Origin of the sequence: Ekhidna sp. (assembly GCF_964218185.1) — a bacterium.
Taxonomy (GTDB): Bacteria; Bacteroidota; Bacteroidia; order Cytophagales; family Cyclobacteriaceae; genus Ekhidna.
On record NZ_CAXPLV010000005.1, the window covers coordinates 988,824 to 1,006,323 of the forward strand.

A 17,500-nucleotide genomic window follows, 5' to 3' on the forward strand; every position below is an offset into this window, starting at 1 on the left:
GCATATAATACCAAAGGTTTAGGCCTGGCTCCCTCCCGAAATTTTCGGGATCAGGGATCAGGTCTTTTCCTGTTTGTATGTAAAGCTAAACGTCCTTTTCAATTTTTAATAAACTTAAACTCCGTAAGCTTTGGCTAACAACAATAACACGAGAATCAATTTCTCTTCAATCAAATCAGTTATTGATTATCCGGATTTTCTGGATGTACAATTAAAGTCATTCGTTGACTTTTTCCAGCTAGACACACCTGCTGAAAGAAAAGAAGGTGAAGGTCTTTACAAGGTTTTCATGGAAAACTTCCCAATCACGGATTCCAGAGAGAATTTCGTATTGGAATTTGTAGACTATACAGTTGACCCTCCAAAGTACAGCATTCAGGAATGTATCGAAAGAGGATTGACCTATTCAGTTCCTCTAAAAGCTAAACTTCGTCTACTTTGTAATGACGAGGAAAATGAAGAATTTGAAACAATCGAGCAGGAAGTGTTCTTGGGTAATATCCCATACATGACCGAAAAAGGTTCGTTTGTTATTAATGGAGCTGAGCGAGTAATTGTATCTCAATTGCACAGATCTCCAGGTGTGTTCTTTGCACAAAGCAAGCATACCAACGGAACACTTCTTTACAGTGCCAGAATTATCCCTTTCAAAGGTTCATGGATTGAGTTTGCGACTGATGTAAACAACGTAATGTATGCTTACATCGATCGTAAGAAGAAGTTTCCAATTACTACACTTCTTAGATCAATAGGATACGGTTCTGATAAGGAAATTCTAGATCTATTTGGTCTTTCGGAAGAAATTGAGGCTACTGAAAAAGAGCTTAAAAAGGTTATTGATAGAAGACTTGCGGCTAGAGTTCTAAGAACCTGGACGGAAGATTTCGTAGATGAAGACACTGGAGAGGTGGTTTCTATTGATAGAAATGAGGTTGTTCTTGAGCGTGACAGCATGATCACCGAGGACGACATTCAGACCATCATCGATTCTGGATCTAAGTCCATCATCGTGCATAGAAAGGATGTGAATATTGCAGAGTATTCAATCGTTTATAACACACTTCAAAAAGATAATTCAAACTCTGAGAAAGAGGCTGTTGAGCAGATTTATCGTCAGTTGAGAAATACGGAGGCTCCTGACGAGCAAACTGCGCGTGATATCATCACAAGCTTATTCTTCTCAGATAAGAGATATGACCTTGGAGAAGTTGGTCGATACAGAATCAATAAGAAGTTAGGAATCGATACCGATTGGGATCGAAGAGTATTGTCTACGGATGATATCATTCTTATTGTGAAGTACTTGATCGGATTGATCAACAGTAAGGCAGTAGTCGATGATATCGACCACTTGAGTAACAGAAGGGTTAGAACTGTAGGTGAGCAGCTTTACTCACAATTCGGCGTAGGTCTTGCACGTATGGCAAGGACCATTCGAGAGCGAATGAACGTTCGAGACAATGAAGATTTCAAGCCTGTTGATTTGATCAACGCGAGAACACTTTCTTCAGTAATCAACTCATTCTTTGGTACTAACCAGCTATCTCAGTTTATGGATCAAACGAATCCACTTGCCGAGGTAACTCACAAAAGAAGAATGTCGGCACTTGGGCCAGGCGGTCTTTCCAGAGAAAGAGCTGGTTTCGAGGTTCGAGACGTTCATTACACACACTACGGAAGACTTTGTACCATTGAAACACCCGAGGGACCAAATATTGGTTTGATCTCCTCTCTATGCGTTCACGCAAAAGTGAACCAAATGGGATTCATTGAAACTCCATATAGAGAAGTTTCAAAAGGTACAGTGGATATGTCGGGTAATGTCAAGTACCTGACTGCTGAAGAAGAAGATACCCACAATATTGCACAGGCAAATGCGCCATTATCTGACAAGGGGAAATTCTTAAACGATAAAATTAAGGCACGATTTGAAGGCGACTTCCCGCTTTGTAGCGAAGACGAAGTAAGCTACATGGACGTTGCACCAAATCAAATTGTATCAGTGGCGGCATCTATGATTCCTTTCCTTGAGCACGATGATGCGAACAGGGCTTTGATGGGGTCAAACATGCAGCGTCAAGCAGTTCCTTTGATGAGACCACAAGCTCCTATCGTAGGAACAGGTCTAGAAGAAAGAGTAGCACTTGACTCTCGTGCGTTGATTAGAGCAGAGAGAGATGGTGTGATCGAATATGTGGATGCAAGGAAGATTACAGTGCGGTATGATCTAGATTCAGATGAACAGATCATTACCTTCAATGACTCTGTGGTAACCTATGATTTGGTGAAGTTCAGAAGAACGAACCAGGACACTTGTATCAACTTGAAGCCGATTGTACAGAAAGGTGATAAAGTGAAACAAGGGCAAGCACTTTGCGATGGTTTTGCCACTGAAAAAGGAGAGCTTGCACTTGGTATCAACATGCAGGTGGCATTCATGCCTTGGCAAGGATACAACTTTGAGGATGCGATCGTGATCTCGGAAAGAGTGGTGAGAGAAGATATCTTCACCTCTATTCACATAGACGAGTTCGAACTTGAAGTAAGAGACACAAAGAGAGGAGAGGAAGAGCTTACTAGTGAGATTCCTAACGTTTCTGAAGAGGCGGTTAAAAACCTTGACGAAAATGGAATCATCCGAACTGGTGCAGAAATCAAAGAAGGTGACATCCTTATTGGTAAGATCACTCCTAAAGGAGAGTCTGATCCAACTCCTGAGGAAAAACTTCTTAGAGCAATCTTTGGAGACAAGGCTGGTGATGTGAAAGATGCTTCTTTGAAAGCTTCTCCATCATTGAAAGGTGTAGTTATTGACACTAAGCTTTTCTCAAGACCTAAGAAAGACAAAGACGTAAGAGCTAGAGCGAAGAAAGAAGTTGAGCTGCTTAAGAATAAGTATAGCCAGCAACTTACTGAGGCTAGAGCTACGATGATTGAAAAAATTACTCAACTGCTTGACGGTAAAACTTGTCAGGGAATCAAACACAAGTTTGGTGAAGAAGTGATGAGTAAAGGTGTCAAGTTCTCTAAGAAGAATATCGAAGCGAACTTATTTCCACCTAAGAACAAATACAGAGATGAGAGTAACTACAATGTGCCGGAAGAGGCTAACCTGATCTCTGATTTAATTATCGAAAACTGGGTGTCTGATGATAAGACTAACGATTTGATTTTCAAATTGGTGAAAAACTACATCGGGTACAGAAACGATATTTCTGGTAAGTTCAAGAGAGAAAGATTTACACTAGAAGTAGGTGATGAGCTTCCTGCAGGAATTGTTCAGCTTGCTAAGGTTTATGTGGCTAAGAAACGTAAGCTTCAAGTAGGTGATAAGATGGCAGGACGTCACGGAAATAAAGGTGTGGTTGCGAAGATTGTACGTGAGGAAGATATGCCATTCATGGAAGATGGAACCCCGGTAGATATCGTGTTGAATCCACTTGGTGTACCTTCAAGAATGAACATCGGACAGATTTACGAGACCGTATTGGGTTGGGCTGGATTGAAGCTTGGACGAAAATACGCTACTCCAATTTTCGATGGAGCTTCTGAGGAAGAAGTTCAGAATGAATTGAAAGAAGCAGGACTACCTAGCTTTGGTAGAACCTACCTATACGATGGACTTTCAGGTGAGCGTTTTGACCAGCCGGTGACTGTTGGTGTGATTTACATGCTAAAACTAGGTCACTTGGTAGATGACAAGATGCACGCAAGAAGTATCGGGCCATACTCACTTATTACTCAGCAGCCGCTTGGTGGTAAGGCACAGTTTGGAGGCCAGCGATTTGGTGAAATGGAGGTATGGGCATTGGAGGCATTCGGTGCAGCCAACGTTCTTCAGGAAATCCTAACTATCAAATCGGATGATGTGATTGGAAGAGCAAAAGCTTATGAAGCGATCGTGAAAGGCGAGAACATGAATAAGCCAAACATCCCTGAATCATTCAATGTATTGATACATGAATTGAGAGGATTGGCTCTTGAAATTACTTTGGACTAATTAATTATTGACAATCATTCCCCGTCTTGTGGCGGGGGCTTTATTGATATACAACATGGCGTTCAGAAAAAACAAAAAAATTCACAACGACTTCTCTAAAGTTACGATCAGTCTTGCATCTCCGGAATCAATTCTGGAAAGCTCTCACGGTGAAGTAACTCAGCCAGAAACCATCAACTACAGGACTTACAAGCCAGAAATGGGTGGCCTTTTCTGTGAGCGAATTTTCGGCCCGGTAAAAGATTGGGAGTGTCATTGTGGCAAATACAAAAGAATCCGATACAAAGGCATTATTTGTGACCGATGTGGTGTTGAAGTGACTGAGAAAAAGGTACGAAGAGAGCGAATGGGGCACATCGAATTGGTGGTGCCGGTTGCGCATATCTGGTATTTCAAATCATTACCGAATAAGATTGGATACCTCCTTGGTGTACCAACCAAGAAGCTGGATCAAATCATTTATTACGAGCGATACATCGTAATCCAGCCGGGGGTTAAAGAAGAAGATGGAATCTCTAAGCTTGACTTCCTTACTGAGGAAGAGTATTTGGATATTCTTGACAAGCTTCCAAGAGAAAATCAGATGCTTGATGATGACGATCCGAACAAATTCATCGCTAAGATGGGTGCGGACGCATTGGAGATGCTATTGGCTAGAACTCAGCTAGATGAGCTTTCATATGAACTACGTCACCAGGCTGCTACTGACACTTCTCAGCAGAGAAAAGCAGAAGCGCTTAAGAGATTGAGAGTGGTTGAAGCATTCAGAGATGCTAAGACTCGAATCGAAAATAAACCTGAATGGATGATTGTGAAAATGGTTCCGGTGATTCCGCCAGAACTAAGACCACTTGTTCCATTGGATGGAGGTCGATTTGCAACTTCTGATTTGAACGATCTTTATCGTAGAGTAATCATCAGAAATAATCGTCTTAAGAGATTGATAGATATTAAAGCTCCGGAAGTAATCCTTCGAAATGAGAAGAGAATGCTTCAGGAAGCTGTGGACTCACTTTTCGATAACTCAAGAAAAGTGAATGCGGTAAGATCAGATGGAAACAGAGCGCTTAAGTCTTTGAGTGATATGCTTAAAGGTAAGCAGGGTCGATTCCGTCAAAACCTATTGGGTAAAAGGGTTGACTATTCTGGTCGATCTGTAATCGTAGTAGGTCCGGAATTGAAGATGCATGAGTGTGGTCTTCCTAAGAATATGGCTGCTGAGCTCTTCAAGCCTTTCATTATCAGAAAATTGATTGAAAGAGGCATTGTTAAGACAGTGAAGTCTGCGAAGAAAATTGTAGATAGAAAAGATCCTGTGGTTTGGGATATCCTCGAAAATGTATTGAAAGGACACCCAGTATTATTGAATAGGGCACCTACACTACACAGACTAGGTATTCAGGCTTTCCAGCCAAAACTAATAGAAGGAAAAGCAATCCAGCTTCACCCGCTAGCATGTACAGCATTCAACGCTGACTTTGACGGTGACCAGATGGCCGTTCACGTACCACTTGGTCATGAAGCGATTTTGGAAGCTTCTTTATTGATGCTTTCTTCTCACAATATCCTGAACCCTGCTAACGGAGCACCGATTGCGGTACCTTCTCAGGACATGGTATTGGGTCTTTATTATATCACTAAAGGCCGAAGAAGCACAGATAAAGAAAAGGTAGCTGGAGAAGGGCGAACTTTCTATTCTCACGAAGAAGTAATTATTGCCTTGAATGAGAAGCAAATTTCTCAACACGCTTACATTAAGGTAAGGACTAAAGTGAGAAATGAAAATGGAGAGCTGGAGTCGAAAATTATTGAGACAGTAGCTGGTAGAGTACTCTTTAATGAATGTGTGCCGGAAGCTGTAGGTTTTGTGGATGAGCTTCTTACTAAGAAGAAACTTCAGAAAATTATTGCCCACGTGTTTAAGATCACTGGAATGGCAACTACTGCTCACTTCCTTGACGATATCAAAGCACTTGGATTCCAGATGGCCTATAAAGGTGGTCTTTCAATGGGTCTTGACAACATCAACGTACCTGCTGAGAAGGAGAAATTGGTTGCTCAGGCGAAAGAAGAAGTGGATGCTGTATGGCAGAACTACCTAATGGGTCTAATCACTGATAATGAGCGTTACAACCAGGTGATTGACATCTGGACTAGGACGAACACCATGCTTACCAACTCGCTGATGAAGCAGATGGAAGAGGATGATCAAGGCTTTAACTCGATCTACATGATGATGCACTCAGGTGCAAGGGGATCTAGAGAGCAGATTCGTCAGCTTGGTGGAATGAGAGGATTGATGGCTAAGCCACAGAAAAACCTTCAGGGGTCTGTCGGTGAGATTATTGAAAACCCGATTCTTTCAAACTTTAAAGAAGGTCTAGATGTAATCGAATACTTTATCTCTACCCACGGTGCGAGAAAAGGACTTGCTGATACAGCGTTGAAAACTGCGGATGCGGGTTACCTGACAAGACGACTTGTGGATGTTGCTCAGGATGTGGTGATCAATGAGGATGATTGTGGAACACTTCGAGGACTTTCTGTTTCGGCATTGAAAGACAATGAAGAAGTAGTTGAAGCACTTTCTGAAAGAATTCTAGGTCGAGTGTCTGTTCATGATATCTATGATCCAATTACAGAAGAATTGGTGATCGAGTCAGGTGCTGAGTTCACGGAAGAAATTGCTGATTATATAGATCAGTCAAGTATTGAAGAAGTTGAGATCAGATCTGTATTAACATGCGAAACTCGTCAGGGAGTTTGCGCGAAATGTTACGGAAGAAACTTGTCTTCAGGTAGAATGTCGCATGTTGGAGAAGCAGTTGGTGTTATCGCAGCACAGTCTATTGGAGAGCCGGGAACGCAGCTTACACTGAGAACCTTCCACGTAGGGGGTACCGCTTCGAACATTGCCGTTGATGCGAACATCAAGGCGAAGTTTGATGGAGTTATCGAGTTTGATGAGCTAAGAACAGTGAAATCATCCGATGACGAAGGCAACAAGATTGAGGTTGTTATGGGACGATCAGGAGAGATCAAAATTCTTGACGCTAAGAAGGAGAAAGTACTTATTTCCAATCACGTTCCTTACGGAGCAATCCTTAAGGTAAAAGACGGTGGAAAAGTGTCTAAGGGTGATGAACTTTGCTACTGGGATCCTTACAACGCTGTTATCATGTCCGAGTTTGACGGTACTGCTTCATTCGATTCAATTATCGAAGGAGTTACTTTCAAAGAAGAGTCTGATGAGCAAACTGGTCACAGAGAGAAGGTAATCATTGATACCAAGGATAAAACCAAGAACCCTGCTATTGAGATCGTAGGCAAGGATGGAACAACAGAAAAAGCTTACAACATTCCAGTTGGAGCTCACTTAGCTGTTGAAGAAGGCGCTAAGATCAAACCAGGTCAGGTTTTAGCTAAGATTCCAAGAAAAACTGGTAAGTCTAGAGATATTACAGGAGGTCTACCAAGGGTAACTGAGCTTTTCGAAGCAAGAAACCCTTCTAACCCAGCTGTAGTAAGTGAGATAGATGGAGTTGTGGAATACGGCGGAATCAAGCGAGGTAACAGAGAAATTTACATTGAGTCTAAAGACGGTGTGAAGAAGAGATACATGGTGCCATTGTCTAAGCACATCCTTGTTCAGGACAATGATTATGTGCGTGCTGGCGATGCACTTTCAGATGGAGCGATTACTCCTGCTGATATCCTGAAAATCAAAGGACCTACTGCAGTACAGGAATACTTGGTGAATGAAATTCAGGAAGTATATCGATTGCAAGGTGTGAAGATTAATGATAAGCACATCGAAGCGATTGTTCGGCAGATGATGCAGAAAGTAGTTATCGAGAATCCGGGAGATACCAGCTTCTTGACTAATCAATTGGCTGATAGATTTGTTTTCATGGAAGAGAATGACAACATCCTCGACAAGAAAGTAGTCGTTGATCCGGGAGATTCATCTAACTACAAAGCTGGTCAAATCATTGATGCAAGAAGTCTCAGAGATGAAGTATCAAGTTTGAAGCGAAGAGACCTTAAGCCAATGGTTGTTAGAGATGCTGAGCCAGCAACTGGTAAACCAACGCTTCAGGGTATCACTCAGGCGTCACTTGGAACTGAAAGTTTCATTTCTGCAGCTTCATTCCAGGAGACAACTAAGGTATTGAGCGAAGCTTCCATCAAAGGAAAAGCAGATACATTGATCGGTCTGAAGGAAAACGTAATCGTTGGACACCTGATACCTGCGGGTACAGGAGTGAGAAGACATCAAAAGTATATCGTAAACTCTCAGGAGGAGTACGAGAAGTTAGTGTCTTCAAAAGAGGAGTTCGAATCTAAAGAAGTAGAAGAAGCTTAAGATTATGAGCGACGATCAGAAAAAGAAAGACGGTAAAAATCAAAATAATCAGATTAACATAGAGCTCTCGGAAGAAATTGCCGAGGGCGTCTATGCCAATCTGGCTATGATTGCTCACTCAAGTAGTGAGTTCGTTATCGACTTTATTAGACTGATGCCAGGAGTGCCTAAAGCAAAAGTGAAATCACGAATTGTTGTTACTCCGGAACACGCCAAAAGATTGCTTAATGCATTGCAAGACAACATCAAAAAGTACGAGGCTACTTTTGGTGAAGTGAAGCAGACGGAAGAAATGCCAAAATTCCCATTGAATTTTGGAGGAACCATGGGAGAGGCCTAATGTCTACTCCACTCAATTCTCATATTAAATTTTTAGCCGAAAATTCTGATTTCAGATGTCCATTCGGCAGTTCAAATAATAATTCCCGAATAATTCGGGTGAAATCATCTTTTAACTTTTTGATATAATCTCAATATATCTATCTTTGCGTTCCCAAATTTTGGGACGATTAGAAATTATAGCGTATGCCAACTATACAACAATTAGTAAGGAAGGGTAGAAAGAAGTTGACTTCAAAGTCAAAATCCCCAGCGTTGGACTCTTGTCCACAAAGAAGAGGTGTATGTACACGTGTGTACACAACCACACCTAAGAAGCCTAACTCAGCGATGAGAAAAGTGGCTAGGGTAAGATTGACAAATGGGAAAGAAGTAAATGCTTACATCCCTGGAGAAGGACACAACCTTCAGGAGCACTCAATTGTGCTTATAAGAGGGGGTAGAGTAAAGGATTTACCAGGTGTGAGATATCACATCATTAGAGGTGCGTTGGATACTGCTGGTGTAAACGGACGTCTACAAAGAAGATCTAAATACGGCGCTAAGCGACCTAAAAAATAATTTGCAGGAGAAATGAGAAAAGCAAAACCAAAAAAGAGATACATCCTTCCTGATCCTATTTATCAGGATACCCTTGTTACCAAATTTGTTAACAACTTGATGTTGAGTGGTAAGAAGAGTCTCTCTTACAAAATTTTCTACAATGCTATCGATCAGGTTGAGAAAAAGACCGGTGAAAATGGACTTGAAACTTGGAAAACCGCACTGAGCAATATCATGCCTTCAGTGGAAGTAAAAGCTCGAAGAGTTGGTGGAGCTAACTTCCAGGTTCCGATCGAGGTTAGACCTGATCGAAAAATCGCTCTTGGTATCAAGTGGATGATCAAGTATGCAAGACTAAGAGGCGAAAAAACAATGCAAGATCGTTTGGCTGCAGAAATTATCGCTGCTTCAAAAGGCGAGGGAGCTGCTGTTAAGAAAAAAGACGACATGCACAGAATGGCTGACGCGAACAAAGCATTCTCACACTTCAGATTCTAAGAACCAAAATGGCTAGAGACTTAAGACTTACAAGAAATATCGGTATCGCAGCACATATTGATGCCGGAAAAACAACAACTACTGAGCGTATCCTTTATTACGCTGGTATCAACCACAAAATTGGTGAAGTACACGATGGTGGTGCTACCATGGACTGGATGGAGCAGGAGCAGGAGAGAGGTATTACTATCACTTCAGCTGCGACTACTGTATTCTGGAAATACAAAGATGAGGATTACCACATCAACATCATTGATACTCCTGGACACGTTGACTTTACTGTAGAGGTTAATAGATCACTTCGGGTATTGGATGGATTGGTATTTCTTTTCAGTGCGGTAGATGGTGTTGAGCCTCAATCTGAAACAAACTGGAGACTTGCTGATAACTATAAGGTAGCCAGAATCGGTTTCGTAAATAAAATGGACCGCTCTGGTGCAGACTTCTTGAAAGTTTGCAAGCAAGTAAAAGAAATGCTGGGTACTAAAGCCGTACCTCTTCAGTTGCCAATTGGTGCAGAAGAAAATTTTAAAGGAGTTGTCGATTTAGTTGAAAACAAAGCCTATATCTGGAATGAAGAAGATATGGGAATGACTTTCGAAGAAATCGAAATACCTGCAGATATGCAGGATGAGGTTACTGAGTACAGAGAGCATCTTGTCGAGTCTGTTGCTGAGTACGATGAGAAGCTGATGGAAAAATATTTTGAAGATCCGGATAGCATTACAAGAGATGAGATTGTGGCTGCTTTGAGAGCTGCTACAATTGACTTGGCTTTTGTACCAATGCTTTGTGGTTCTGCGTTTAAGAACAAGGGAGTTCAAACGCTTTTGAACTACGTGATGGAACTTCTACCATCTCCACTTGATAGAGATAATATCGTAGGAACAAATCCTGATACTGAGGAGAAGACTTCTAGAAAGCCATCTCCTGATGATCCATTTGCAGCGCTTGCATTCAAGATTGCAACTGATCCATTCGTTGGACGTCTATGCTTTGTAAGGTCATATTCAGGAACCTTAGAGTCTGGTTCTTATATATATAATACCAGAACGAATAAGAAAGAGCGGATTTCTCGAATTTTCCAAATGCACGCTAACAAGCAGAATCAAATTGATAAGCTGCACTGCGGTGATATTGGAGCTGTGGTTGGATTTAAGGACATTAAGACTGGTGATACTCTTTGTAACGAGAAAGCTAAAATTGTACTTGAATCAATGGTATTCCCGGATCCGGTTATTGGATACGCAATCGAGCCTAAAACTCAGGCTGATGTTGACAAGCTAGGTGTGGCTATTGGTAAGTTGGTAGAAGAAGATCCTACGCTTCAGGTAGAAACTAACCATGAGACTGGTCAGACTATCTTGAAAGGAATGGGAGAGCTTCACCTTGACATTATCATTGATCGACTGAAAAGAGAATTTAAAGTAGAGATCAATCAAGGTGCTCCTCAGGTAGCATACAAAGAAGCGATCACGTCTTCTATTGAGCACAAAGAGGTTTACAAGAAGCAGTCTGGTGGTCGTGGTAAGTTTGCTGATATCGTATTCGAGATCGGACCAAAAGACGAAGATCACGAGCAGCCTGGACTACAGTTTGTAAATGAAATAGTTGGTGGGGTTATTCCTAAAGAATTCATCCCTGCTATTCAGAAAGGATTTGAATCCGCGATGGTAAATGGTCCATTGGCTGGGTATCCAATCGATAACATGAAAGTAAGACTTTATCATGGTTCATTCCACGATGTAGATTCGGATTCGCTTTCATTCGAATTGGCAGCAAGAGCTGGATTTAAATCAGCAGCATCTAAATGTAATCCGGTAATTCTTGAGCCTATCATGGCTGTAGAGGTAGTAACTCCGGATGAGTATACAGGTACAATCACAGGAGACTTGAATAAGAGAAGAGGTATCATGAAAGGAATGGATACCAGAGGAACCTCTGCTGTAATTAAGGCTGATGTTCCTTTGTCTGAACTATTTGGATATGTGACTGACCTAAGAACGAACAGTTCTGGACGAGCTACAGCTTCATTGACGTTCTCGCACTACGATCAAGTACCTAAGAATATTGCAGATGGTGTAATTGCTGAAGTAAAAGGCACAGCCAACGTATAAAGAAATTAGAGATGAATCAGAAAATTAGAATAAAGCTTAAGTCTTACGACCATAATTTGGTTGACAAGTCTTCTGAAAAGATAGTTCGAGCGGTAAAAACTACTGGAGCTGTTGTGAGTGGTCCTATTCCTCTGCCAACAGTTAAAGAGAAGTTTACTGTATTGAAGTCGCCTCACGTGAATAAAAAGGCGCGTGAGCAATTCCAACTATGTACTTACAAAAGGTTGGTAGATATCTATAGCAATAGTGCGAAGACTGTAGACGCCCTTATGAAGCTAGAGCTTCCAAGTGGTGTGGACGTAGAAATTAAAGTATAAGGCCCTTTAAGCCTAGAAAAGAGAACCAATTGGTCTTCATCGATTGGTTCTTTTTTTGTCTAAAAAATAACCGATCAAAGTTTTTGTTCGGCATATGGATTTGCTATCTTTGCAGTCCTTTTCACGAAAAGTTTGCCTGAGAGGGTAATTATAAGATATAAACGAGTAGAAAATGCCTGGTTTAATAGGAAGGAAAGTAGGAATGACAAGTATCTTCGACGAGAATGGTAAAAGCATCGCTTGTACCCTTGTTGAGGCTGGTCCTTGCGTCGTGACTCAAGTTAAGAACGAAGAGACAGACGGTTATAAAGCTGTGCAGTTGGCTTATGGTGAGCGAAAAGAAAAAAACACACCTAAAGCACTTCAGGGGCATTTTGCTAAAGCAAAAACTACTCCTAAGTTGAAAGTGGTTGAGTTTAGAGATTTCAGATCTGAGTTTGATGATAAAGTGAAGTTGGGTAATGAAATCAAAATCGAGGATGTATTCAATGAAATGGATTATGTGGATGCTATTGGTACATCAAAAGGTAAAGGATTCCAAGGCGTTGTAAAGCGTCATGGTTTTGGTGGTGTTGGTCAGGCTACTCACGGTCAGCACAACAGATTAAGAGCTCCAGGATCTATTGGTGCTGCATCTTTCCCATCACGTGTATTCAAAGGCTTGAAAATGGCTGGAAGAACAGGAGGCGAGAGAGTAAAGACTTTGAACCTAAGAGTTTTGAAAGTATACCCGGAGAAAAACCTAGTGTTGATATCAGGAGCTATTCCGGGAGCTAAAAATTCATTCGTAATACTTGAGAAGTAATCATGAAGGTAGCTGTATTAAATATTAAAGGAGAAGAGACAGGAAGAGAAATCAGCCTGGACAAAAGCATCTTTGGCATAGAGCCAAATGAGCATGCTGTCTACCTTGACGTAAAAAATTATTTGGCAAACCAAAGACAAGGTACCGCCAAGACAAAAGATAAAGGAGAGATCACGGCATCAACTCGTAAGATCAAGAAACAGAAGGGCACTGGTACAGCACGTGCTGGTAGTGTGAAGTCTGGTGTTATGAGAGGTGGAGGAACTTTCTTTGGTCCTCAGCCAAGAGACTATGGTTTCAAGCTGAATAAGAAGGTTAAGAAATTGGCTCGTAAATCAGTTCTCTCATCAAGAGCGAAGGAGAAGGCAATTCAAATTCTTGAAGATTTCACTTTCGAAGCTCCAAAGACTAAAGAATTCATTAGTATTCTGAATAGCCTTTCTGTGAGCGATAAAAAATCATTGCTTTTGGTGAGCGATAAGAGCAAGAATGTTTTCTTGTCTTCAAGAAACCTAAAGAAAGCAAATGTTTCAACTGTTGATGAAGTTAATACTTACGATTTGATTAACGCTGAGCGTATAATCCTTTGCGAGGGAACACTTGAGCAACTAAAAGAAAGATTCAACTAAGATGGGAGTTTTAATTAAACCACTAGTTACAGAAAAAGTATCTGCTCTAAATGAGCATGGTAAGTACGGATTTGTAGTTGCCAAGAATGCTAATAAGGTTCAGATCAAATCTGAAATTGAAAAAACCTACGGTGTTACTGTAGAATCTGTAAACACAATGATTCAGCCTGGAGCTTCAAAAAGAAGATACACCAAGTCTAGAGTTATTGAGGGAAGAACTCCAGCTTATAAAAAAGCAATTGTGCAGGTGGCTGAGGGTGATATAATTGATTTTTATAGCGGAATATAATAGACAGAGATGGCTGTAAAAAAACTTAAACCGACAACTCCAGGACAGAGATTCAGAATGGCTCCTGTCTTTGATGACATTACCAAGTCCACTCCAGAGAGGTCTTTGGTGACTACATCTAAAAGAAATGGAGGAAGAAATAATCAGGGTAGAATGACCGTGAGAAATGTTGGCGGTGGTCATAAGCGTAAGCTTAGACTTATCGACTTCAAAAGAGATAAGCACGGAATTCCTGCTACTGTAAAAGCAATCGAGTATGATCCGAACAGATCTGCAAGAATCGCATTGCTTTATTATGCGGACGGTGAAAAAAGATACATTCTGGCGCCAGCAGGTCTTGAGGTTGGAACAGTGATTAACTCAGGATCAGGGATAGCTCCTGAGGTGGGTAATGCACTTTATCTTTCTGAGATTCCTCTAGGTACAATCATTCACAACATTGAGTTGAAGCCTGGTAAGGGCGGAGTGATGGCAAGAAGCGCAGGTACGTACGTGCAGTTGGTAGCGAGAGAAGGAAAATACTCTACTGTGAAACTTCCTTCTGGTGAAATGAGAATGGTACTTAACACTTGCCTTGCTACAATCGGAACTGTTTCTAACTCTGATCACATGAGTGTGAGATTAGGTAAAGCAGGTCGAAACAGATGGTTAGGTAGAAGACCAAGAGTAAGAGGTGTGGCAATGAACCCTGTAGATCACCCAATGGGAGGTGGAGAAGGAAGATCTTCTGGAGGTCACCCTAGATCAAGAAACGGTCAGTATACGAAGGGTATGAAAACTCGTCGACCAAATAAATATTCTGATAAGCAGATAGTTAAACGAAGGAAATAATGTCAAGATCACTTAAGAAAGGACCTTATATAGACTTCCGACTTGAGAAAAAAGTCGATGCGATGAATGACTCTGGTAAGAAGTCTGTAATCAAAACATGGTCAAGAAGATCAATGATATCTCCGGATTTTGTAGGACACACTTTCGCTGTTCACAACGGAAATAAATTTATCCCTGTTTTCGTAACTGAAAATATGGTAGGACATAAACTTGGTGAATTTGCTCCGACTAGAAACTTTAGAGGACACATCGCTAAGAAGGATAAAGGTAAAAGATAAGAGCACCAATGGAAGCTGAAAAGAAATTAAAGAAATCAGTACGAATCAGACTTCAAAAAGAAGCTGACAAGAAATTCCGTGAGGAAAACAAGGGGAAACTTGGTGCAGTAAAGTCTTCGCTAAGAAATGTACCTACTTCTCCTCGAAAGATGAGATTAGTTGCGGACATGATTCGTGGCGAGAGAGCAAATATCGCTCTAAACATTCTACGATTTGATGCACATCACGCTTCAAATACACTAGAGAAGCTACTTCTTACTGCGATTGCAGACTGGCAAATGCAAAATGAGGATATCAGCATTGAGGAAGCAGATCTATATGTGAAAGAAATCTATGTGGATAGTGCTCGAATGCTGAAAAGACTGAGACCTGCCCCACAAGGTAGAGCTCATCGAATCAGAAAGAGATCAAATCATGTGACTATCGTGGTAGATAATCACAATCAGGATACTACAGAAACTAAAGAAAGCAACAAGTAATGGGACAAAAAGTAAACCCAGTTGGATTTAGATTAGGAGTTATCAAAGGGTGGGACTCTGCCTGGTTCGATAGCAAATCTTACGCAGACAAACTTGTAGAAGACAACAAGATTCGTAAATATATCGCTGCACGTATGCCTAAAGGGGGCATCTCAAAAATCGTGATCGAGCGAACGCTTAAAAGAATTACACTTACAGTTCACACTGCTCGTCCGGGCGTTGTGATTGGTAAGGGAGGATCTGAAGTTGATAAGATCAAGGAAGAGTTGAAAAACTTAACCGGAAAAGATCTTCAGATCAACATTTTCGAAATCAAAAGACCAGAGCTAGACGCTAAGCTTGTTGGTGAGTCTATCGCACAGCAACTTCAGGCTAGAATCTCTTTCAGAAGAGCAATGAAGCAAGCGATTGCCTCTTCAATGAGAGTAGGAGCTCAAGGTATTAAAATCAAATGCTCAGGAAGACTTGGCGGTGCTGAGATGGCAAGAAGTGAGCAGTACAAAGAAGGAAGAATTCCTTTGCATACACTTAGAGCAGATATCGATTACGCAATTACAGAAGCACATACCATTTATGGTAAAATCGGTATCAAAGTATGGATATTCAAAGGTGAGGTATTTGGTAAAAGAGATCTTTCGCCAAACGTAGGTCAAGCAGGTGGTGGAAATAACGCACCTGGTGGTGGAGCGCCGAATAGAAGGCGAAGAGAAAATAGAAGAAGAAAGTAAAAGTTTTGTAGAGCATGTTACAGCCAAAACGAACGAAATATAGAAAAATGCAAAAAGGCCGAGTGAAGGGTCTTGCCAACAGAGGGCACAGACTAGCATTCGGAACTTTTGGAATCAAGTCGATGGAGCCAGGATGGATCACAAGCCGTCAGATCGAAGCTGCTAGGATTGCGATGACTAGAGCGATGAAGAGAGAGGGGCAGGTTTGGATTAGAATCTTCCCTGACAAGCCTGTGACTAAGAAGCCTGCAGAAGTAAGGATGGGTAAAGGTAAGGGAGCTCCAGAATATTGGGTGGCTACCGTGAAGCCAGGTACTGTTCTTTTTGAAGCAGCAGGAGTTGATATCGAGTTGGCGAAAGAAGCTTTAAGATTGGCGGCACAGAAACTTCCAATCTCTACAAAATTCACATTAGCAAAAGATTATAAGCCAGAGTAATGAAAAATTCTGAATTAAGAGGATTGAGTCTGGACGAGCTGAAAAACAAGCTTGCAGTAGAGAAGGAAAACTATAGCAAACTAAAATTTGCTCATAGCATTACTCCTATCGAAAACCCAATGAAGATTCGTGAGAACAGAAAGTTGGTGGCAAGAATTCAGACAGAAATTAAGGCCAAGGAATTAAATCAAGTTGCTGAAGCAAGCAAATAATTTTCAGTGATGGAAAGAAATCTAAGAAAAGAAAGAATCGGACAAGTGGTGAGCAATAAAATGCAGAAAAGCATCACAGTGGCTGTTGAAAGAAAAGTAAAGCACCCGATCTACGGAAAATTTGTGAGAAAAACCACTAAGCTCACAGCTCATGATGAGAAGAATGATTGCAACATCGGTGATACGGTGAAAGTGATGGAAACTCGTCCATTGAGCAAAAACAAAAGATGGAGGTTGGTAGAAATTATTGAAAGAGCAAAATAATGGTACAGCAGGAGTCAAGATTATCGGTTGCGGACAATAGCGGCGCTAAAGAAGTGCTAGTTATCCGTGTGCTTGGAGGCACCAAGAAGCGATACGCTTCTGTGGGTGACAAAATTATTGTGACTGTTAAGCACGCACTTTCATCAAGTAGTTTGAAAAAAGGAACTGTTTCAAGAGCAGTAGTAGTAAGAACCAAGAAAGAGGTTAGAAGAAAAGACGGAAGCTATATCCGATTCGAGGATAACGCAGCTGTACTTCTTACTGCCAATGACGAGCCTAGAGGTACAAGGATCTTTGGTCCAGTAGCTAGAGAGCTTAGAGAGAAGCAGTTCATGAAAATTGTATCATTAGCACCTGAAGTACTTTAA

Annotated in this window: 18 protein-coding genes; all 18 read left to right on the forward strand. The window is 41.3% G+C overall.

The annotated features are described in order from the left end of the window. Positions 1 to 130: 130 nt before the first annotated feature. The 18 genes from rpoB to rplN all read left to right on the forward strand — a co-directional run bounded on the left by rpoB (position 131) and on the right by rplN (position 17,500). Complete coding sequence (rpoB, locus tag ACEQZT_RS09985) at positions 131 to 4,000, forward strand: DNA-directed RNA polymerase subunit beta (protein ID WP_370089287.1); 3,870 nt, start codon at positions 131 to 133, stop codon at positions 3,998 to 4,000. A gap of 55 nt (positions 4,001 to 4,055) precedes the next feature. Next, positions 4,056 to 8,366 carry a DNA-directed RNA polymerase subunit beta' gene (gene rpoC / locus ACEQZT_RS09990; protein WP_370089288.1) on the forward strand — a complete coding sequence of 1,437 codons (4,311 nt, stop codon included), beginning with the start codon at positions 4,056 to 4,058 and terminating at the stop codon, positions 8,364 to 8,366. A 4-nt stretch (positions 8,367 to 8,370) separates the two neighbouring features. Continuing rightward, positions 8,371 to 8,706 carry a DUF3467 domain-containing protein gene (locus ACEQZT_RS09995; protein WP_370089289.1) on the forward strand — a complete coding sequence of 112 codons (336 nt, stop codon included), beginning with the start codon at positions 8,371 to 8,373 and terminating at the stop codon, positions 8,704 to 8,706. A gap of 185 nt (positions 8,707 to 8,891) precedes the next feature. Then, entirely contained in the window at positions 8,892 to 9,266 is a 375-nt protein-coding gene (rpsL, locus tag ACEQZT_RS10000; RefSeq protein ID WP_089356794.1) for a 30S ribosomal protein S12, read from the forward strand. A gap of 12 nt (positions 9,267 to 9,278) precedes the next feature. Then, positions 9,279 to 9,746, forward strand: coding sequence for a 30S ribosomal protein S7 (gene rpsG, locus ACEQZT_RS10005; RefSeq protein WP_370089290.1), 468 nt, complete (start codon positions 9,279 to 9,281; stop codon positions 9,744 to 9,746). Positions 9,747 to 9,754: 8 nt separating this feature from the next. Beyond that, a complete protein-coding gene (gene fusA / locus ACEQZT_RS10010; RefSeq protein ID WP_370089291.1) occupies positions 9,755 to 11,863 on the forward strand; it encodes an elongation factor G in 2,109 nt (702 codons plus the stop codon). 11 nt (positions 11,864 to 11,874) lie between these two features. Beyond that, entirely contained in the window at positions 11,875 to 12,180 is a 306-nt protein-coding gene (gene rpsJ / locus ACEQZT_RS10015; protein ID WP_089356797.1) for a 30S ribosomal protein S10, read from the forward strand. A gap of 172 nt (positions 12,181 to 12,352) precedes the next feature. Next, the gene (gene rplC, locus ACEQZT_RS10020; RefSeq protein WP_370089292.1) at positions 12,353 to 12,985 is read left to right on the forward strand and encodes a 50S ribosomal protein L3; all 633 of its coding nucleotides are present in this window, start codon (positions 12,353 to 12,355) and stop codon (positions 12,983 to 12,985) included. 2 nt (positions 12,986 to 12,987) lie between these two features. Next, complete coding sequence (gene rplD / locus ACEQZT_RS10025; protein ID WP_370089293.1) at positions 12,988 to 13,614, forward strand: 50S ribosomal protein L4; 627 nt, start codon at positions 12,988 to 12,990, stop codon at positions 13,612 to 13,614. Between the two features lies 1 nt (position 13,615). Next, positions 13,616 to 13,903: a 50S ribosomal protein L23 gene (gene rplW, locus ACEQZT_RS10030; protein ID WP_370089294.1), complete on the forward strand. Its 288-nt coding sequence runs from the start codon at positions 13,616 to 13,618 to the stop codon at positions 13,901 to 13,903. A 9-nt stretch (positions 13,904 to 13,912) separates the two neighbouring features. Then, a complete protein-coding gene (gene rplB / locus ACEQZT_RS10035) occupies positions 13,913 to 14,734 on the forward strand; it encodes a 50S ribosomal protein L2 (RefSeq protein ID WP_370089295.1) in 822 nt (273 codons plus the stop codon). Beyond that, on the forward strand, positions 14,734 to 15,012 hold the full coding sequence (gene rpsS / locus ACEQZT_RS10040; RefSeq protein ID WP_350217600.1) for a 30S ribosomal protein S19: 279 nt from the start codon (positions 14,734 to 14,736) through the stop codon (positions 15,010 to 15,012). The genes rplB and rpsS overlap by 1 nt, the downstream gene beginning before the upstream one ends. 8 nt (positions 15,013 to 15,020) lie before the next feature. Next, positions 15,021 to 15,491 carry a 50S ribosomal protein L22 gene (rplV, locus tag ACEQZT_RS10045; protein WP_370089296.1) on the forward strand — a complete coding sequence of 157 codons (471 nt, stop codon included), beginning with the start codon at positions 15,021 to 15,023 and terminating at the stop codon, positions 15,489 to 15,491. Next, positions 15,491 to 16,219, forward strand: a complete 729-nt coding sequence (rpsC, locus tag ACEQZT_RS10050; protein WP_370089297.1) for a 30S ribosomal protein S3 — start codon at positions 15,491 to 15,493, stop codon at positions 16,217 to 16,219. Before rplV ends, rpsC begins: the two co-directional genes overlap by 1 nt. A gap of 14 nt (positions 16,220 to 16,233) precedes the next feature. Further along, positions 16,234 to 16,656 carry a 50S ribosomal protein L16 gene (rplP, locus tag ACEQZT_RS10055; protein ID WP_370089298.1) on the forward strand — a complete coding sequence of 141 codons (423 nt, stop codon included), beginning with the start codon at positions 16,234 to 16,236 and terminating at the stop codon, positions 16,654 to 16,656. Next, positions 16,656 to 16,868, forward strand: coding sequence for a 50S ribosomal protein L29 (gene rpmC, locus ACEQZT_RS10060; protein ID WP_370089299.1), 213 nt, complete (start codon positions 16,656 to 16,658; stop codon positions 16,866 to 16,868). Before rplP ends, rpmC begins: the two co-directional genes overlap by 1 nt. A gap of 9 nt (positions 16,869 to 16,877) precedes the next feature. Further along, entirely contained in the window at positions 16,878 to 17,132 is a 255-nt protein-coding gene (gene rpsQ, locus ACEQZT_RS10065) for a 30S ribosomal protein S17 (RefSeq protein ID WP_370089300.1), read from the forward strand. Then, entirely contained in the window at positions 17,132 to 17,500 is a 369-nt protein-coding gene (rplN, locus tag ACEQZT_RS10070; RefSeq protein ID WP_348280433.1) for a 50S ribosomal protein L14, read from the forward strand. The genes rpsQ and rplN overlap by 1 nt, the downstream gene beginning before the upstream one ends.

Bases quoted from the DNA above. Each gene is read 5' to 3' on its own strand.
- rpsG (WP_370089290.1), top strand. From the start codon at position 9,279: ATGAGAAAAGCAAAACCAAAAAAGAGATACATCCTTCCTGATCCTATT.
- rpmC (WP_370089299.1), top strand. From the start codon at position 16,656: ATGAAAAATTCTGAATTAAGAGGATTGAGTCTGGACGAGCTGAAAAAC.
- rplP (WP_370089298.1), top strand. From the start codon at position 16,234: ATGTTACAGCCAAAACGAACGAAATATAGAAAAATGCAAAAAGGCCGA.
- rpsS (WP_350217600.1), top strand. From the start codon at position 14,734: ATGTCAAGATCACTTAAGAAAGGACCTTATATAGACTTCCGACTTGAG.
- rpsC (WP_370089297.1), top strand. From the start codon at position 15,491: ATGGGACAAAAAGTAAACCCAGTTGGATTTAGATTAGGAGTTATCAAA.
- ACEQZT_RS09995 (WP_370089289.1), top strand. From the start codon at position 8,371: ATGAGCGACGATCAGAAAAAGAAAGACGGTAAAAATCAAAATAATCAG.
- rplW (WP_370089294.1), top strand. From the start codon at position 13,616: ATGGGAGTTTTAATTAAACCACTAGTTACAGAAAAAGTATCTGCTCTA.
- rplV (WP_370089296.1), top strand. From the start codon at position 15,021: ATGGAAGCTGAAAAGAAATTAAAGAAATCAGTACGAATCAGACTTCAA.
- rplB (WP_370089295.1), top strand. From the start codon at position 13,913: ATGGCTGTAAAAAAACTTAAACCGACAACTCCAGGACAGAGATTCAGA.
- rplD (WP_370089293.1), top strand. From the start codon at position 12,988: ATGAAGGTAGCTGTATTAAATATTAAAGGAGAAGAGACAGGAAGAGAA.
- rpsQ (WP_370089300.1), top strand. From the start codon at position 16,878: ATGGAAAGAAATCTAAGAAAAGAAAGAATCGGACAAGTGGTGAGCAAT.
- rpoC (WP_370089288.1), top strand. From the start codon at position 4,056: ATGGCGTTCAGAAAAAACAAAAAAATTCACAACGACTTCTCTAAAGTT.
- rplN (WP_348280433.1), top strand. From the start codon at position 17,132: ATGGTACAGCAGGAGTCAAGATTATCGGTTGCGGACAATAGCGGCGCT.
- rpsJ (WP_089356797.1), top strand. From the start codon at position 11,875: ATGAATCAGAAAATTAGAATAAAGCTTAAGTCTTACGACCATAATTTG.
- rplC (WP_370089292.1), top strand. From the start codon at position 12,353: ATGCCTGGTTTAATAGGAAGGAAAGTAGGAATGACAAGTATCTTCGAC.
- rpsL (WP_089356794.1), top strand. From the start codon at position 8,892: ATGCCAACTATACAACAATTAGTAAGGAAGGGTAGAAAGAAGTTGACT.
- fusA (WP_370089291.1), top strand. From the start codon at position 9,755: ATGGCTAGAGACTTAAGACTTACAAGAAATATCGGTATCGCAGCACAT.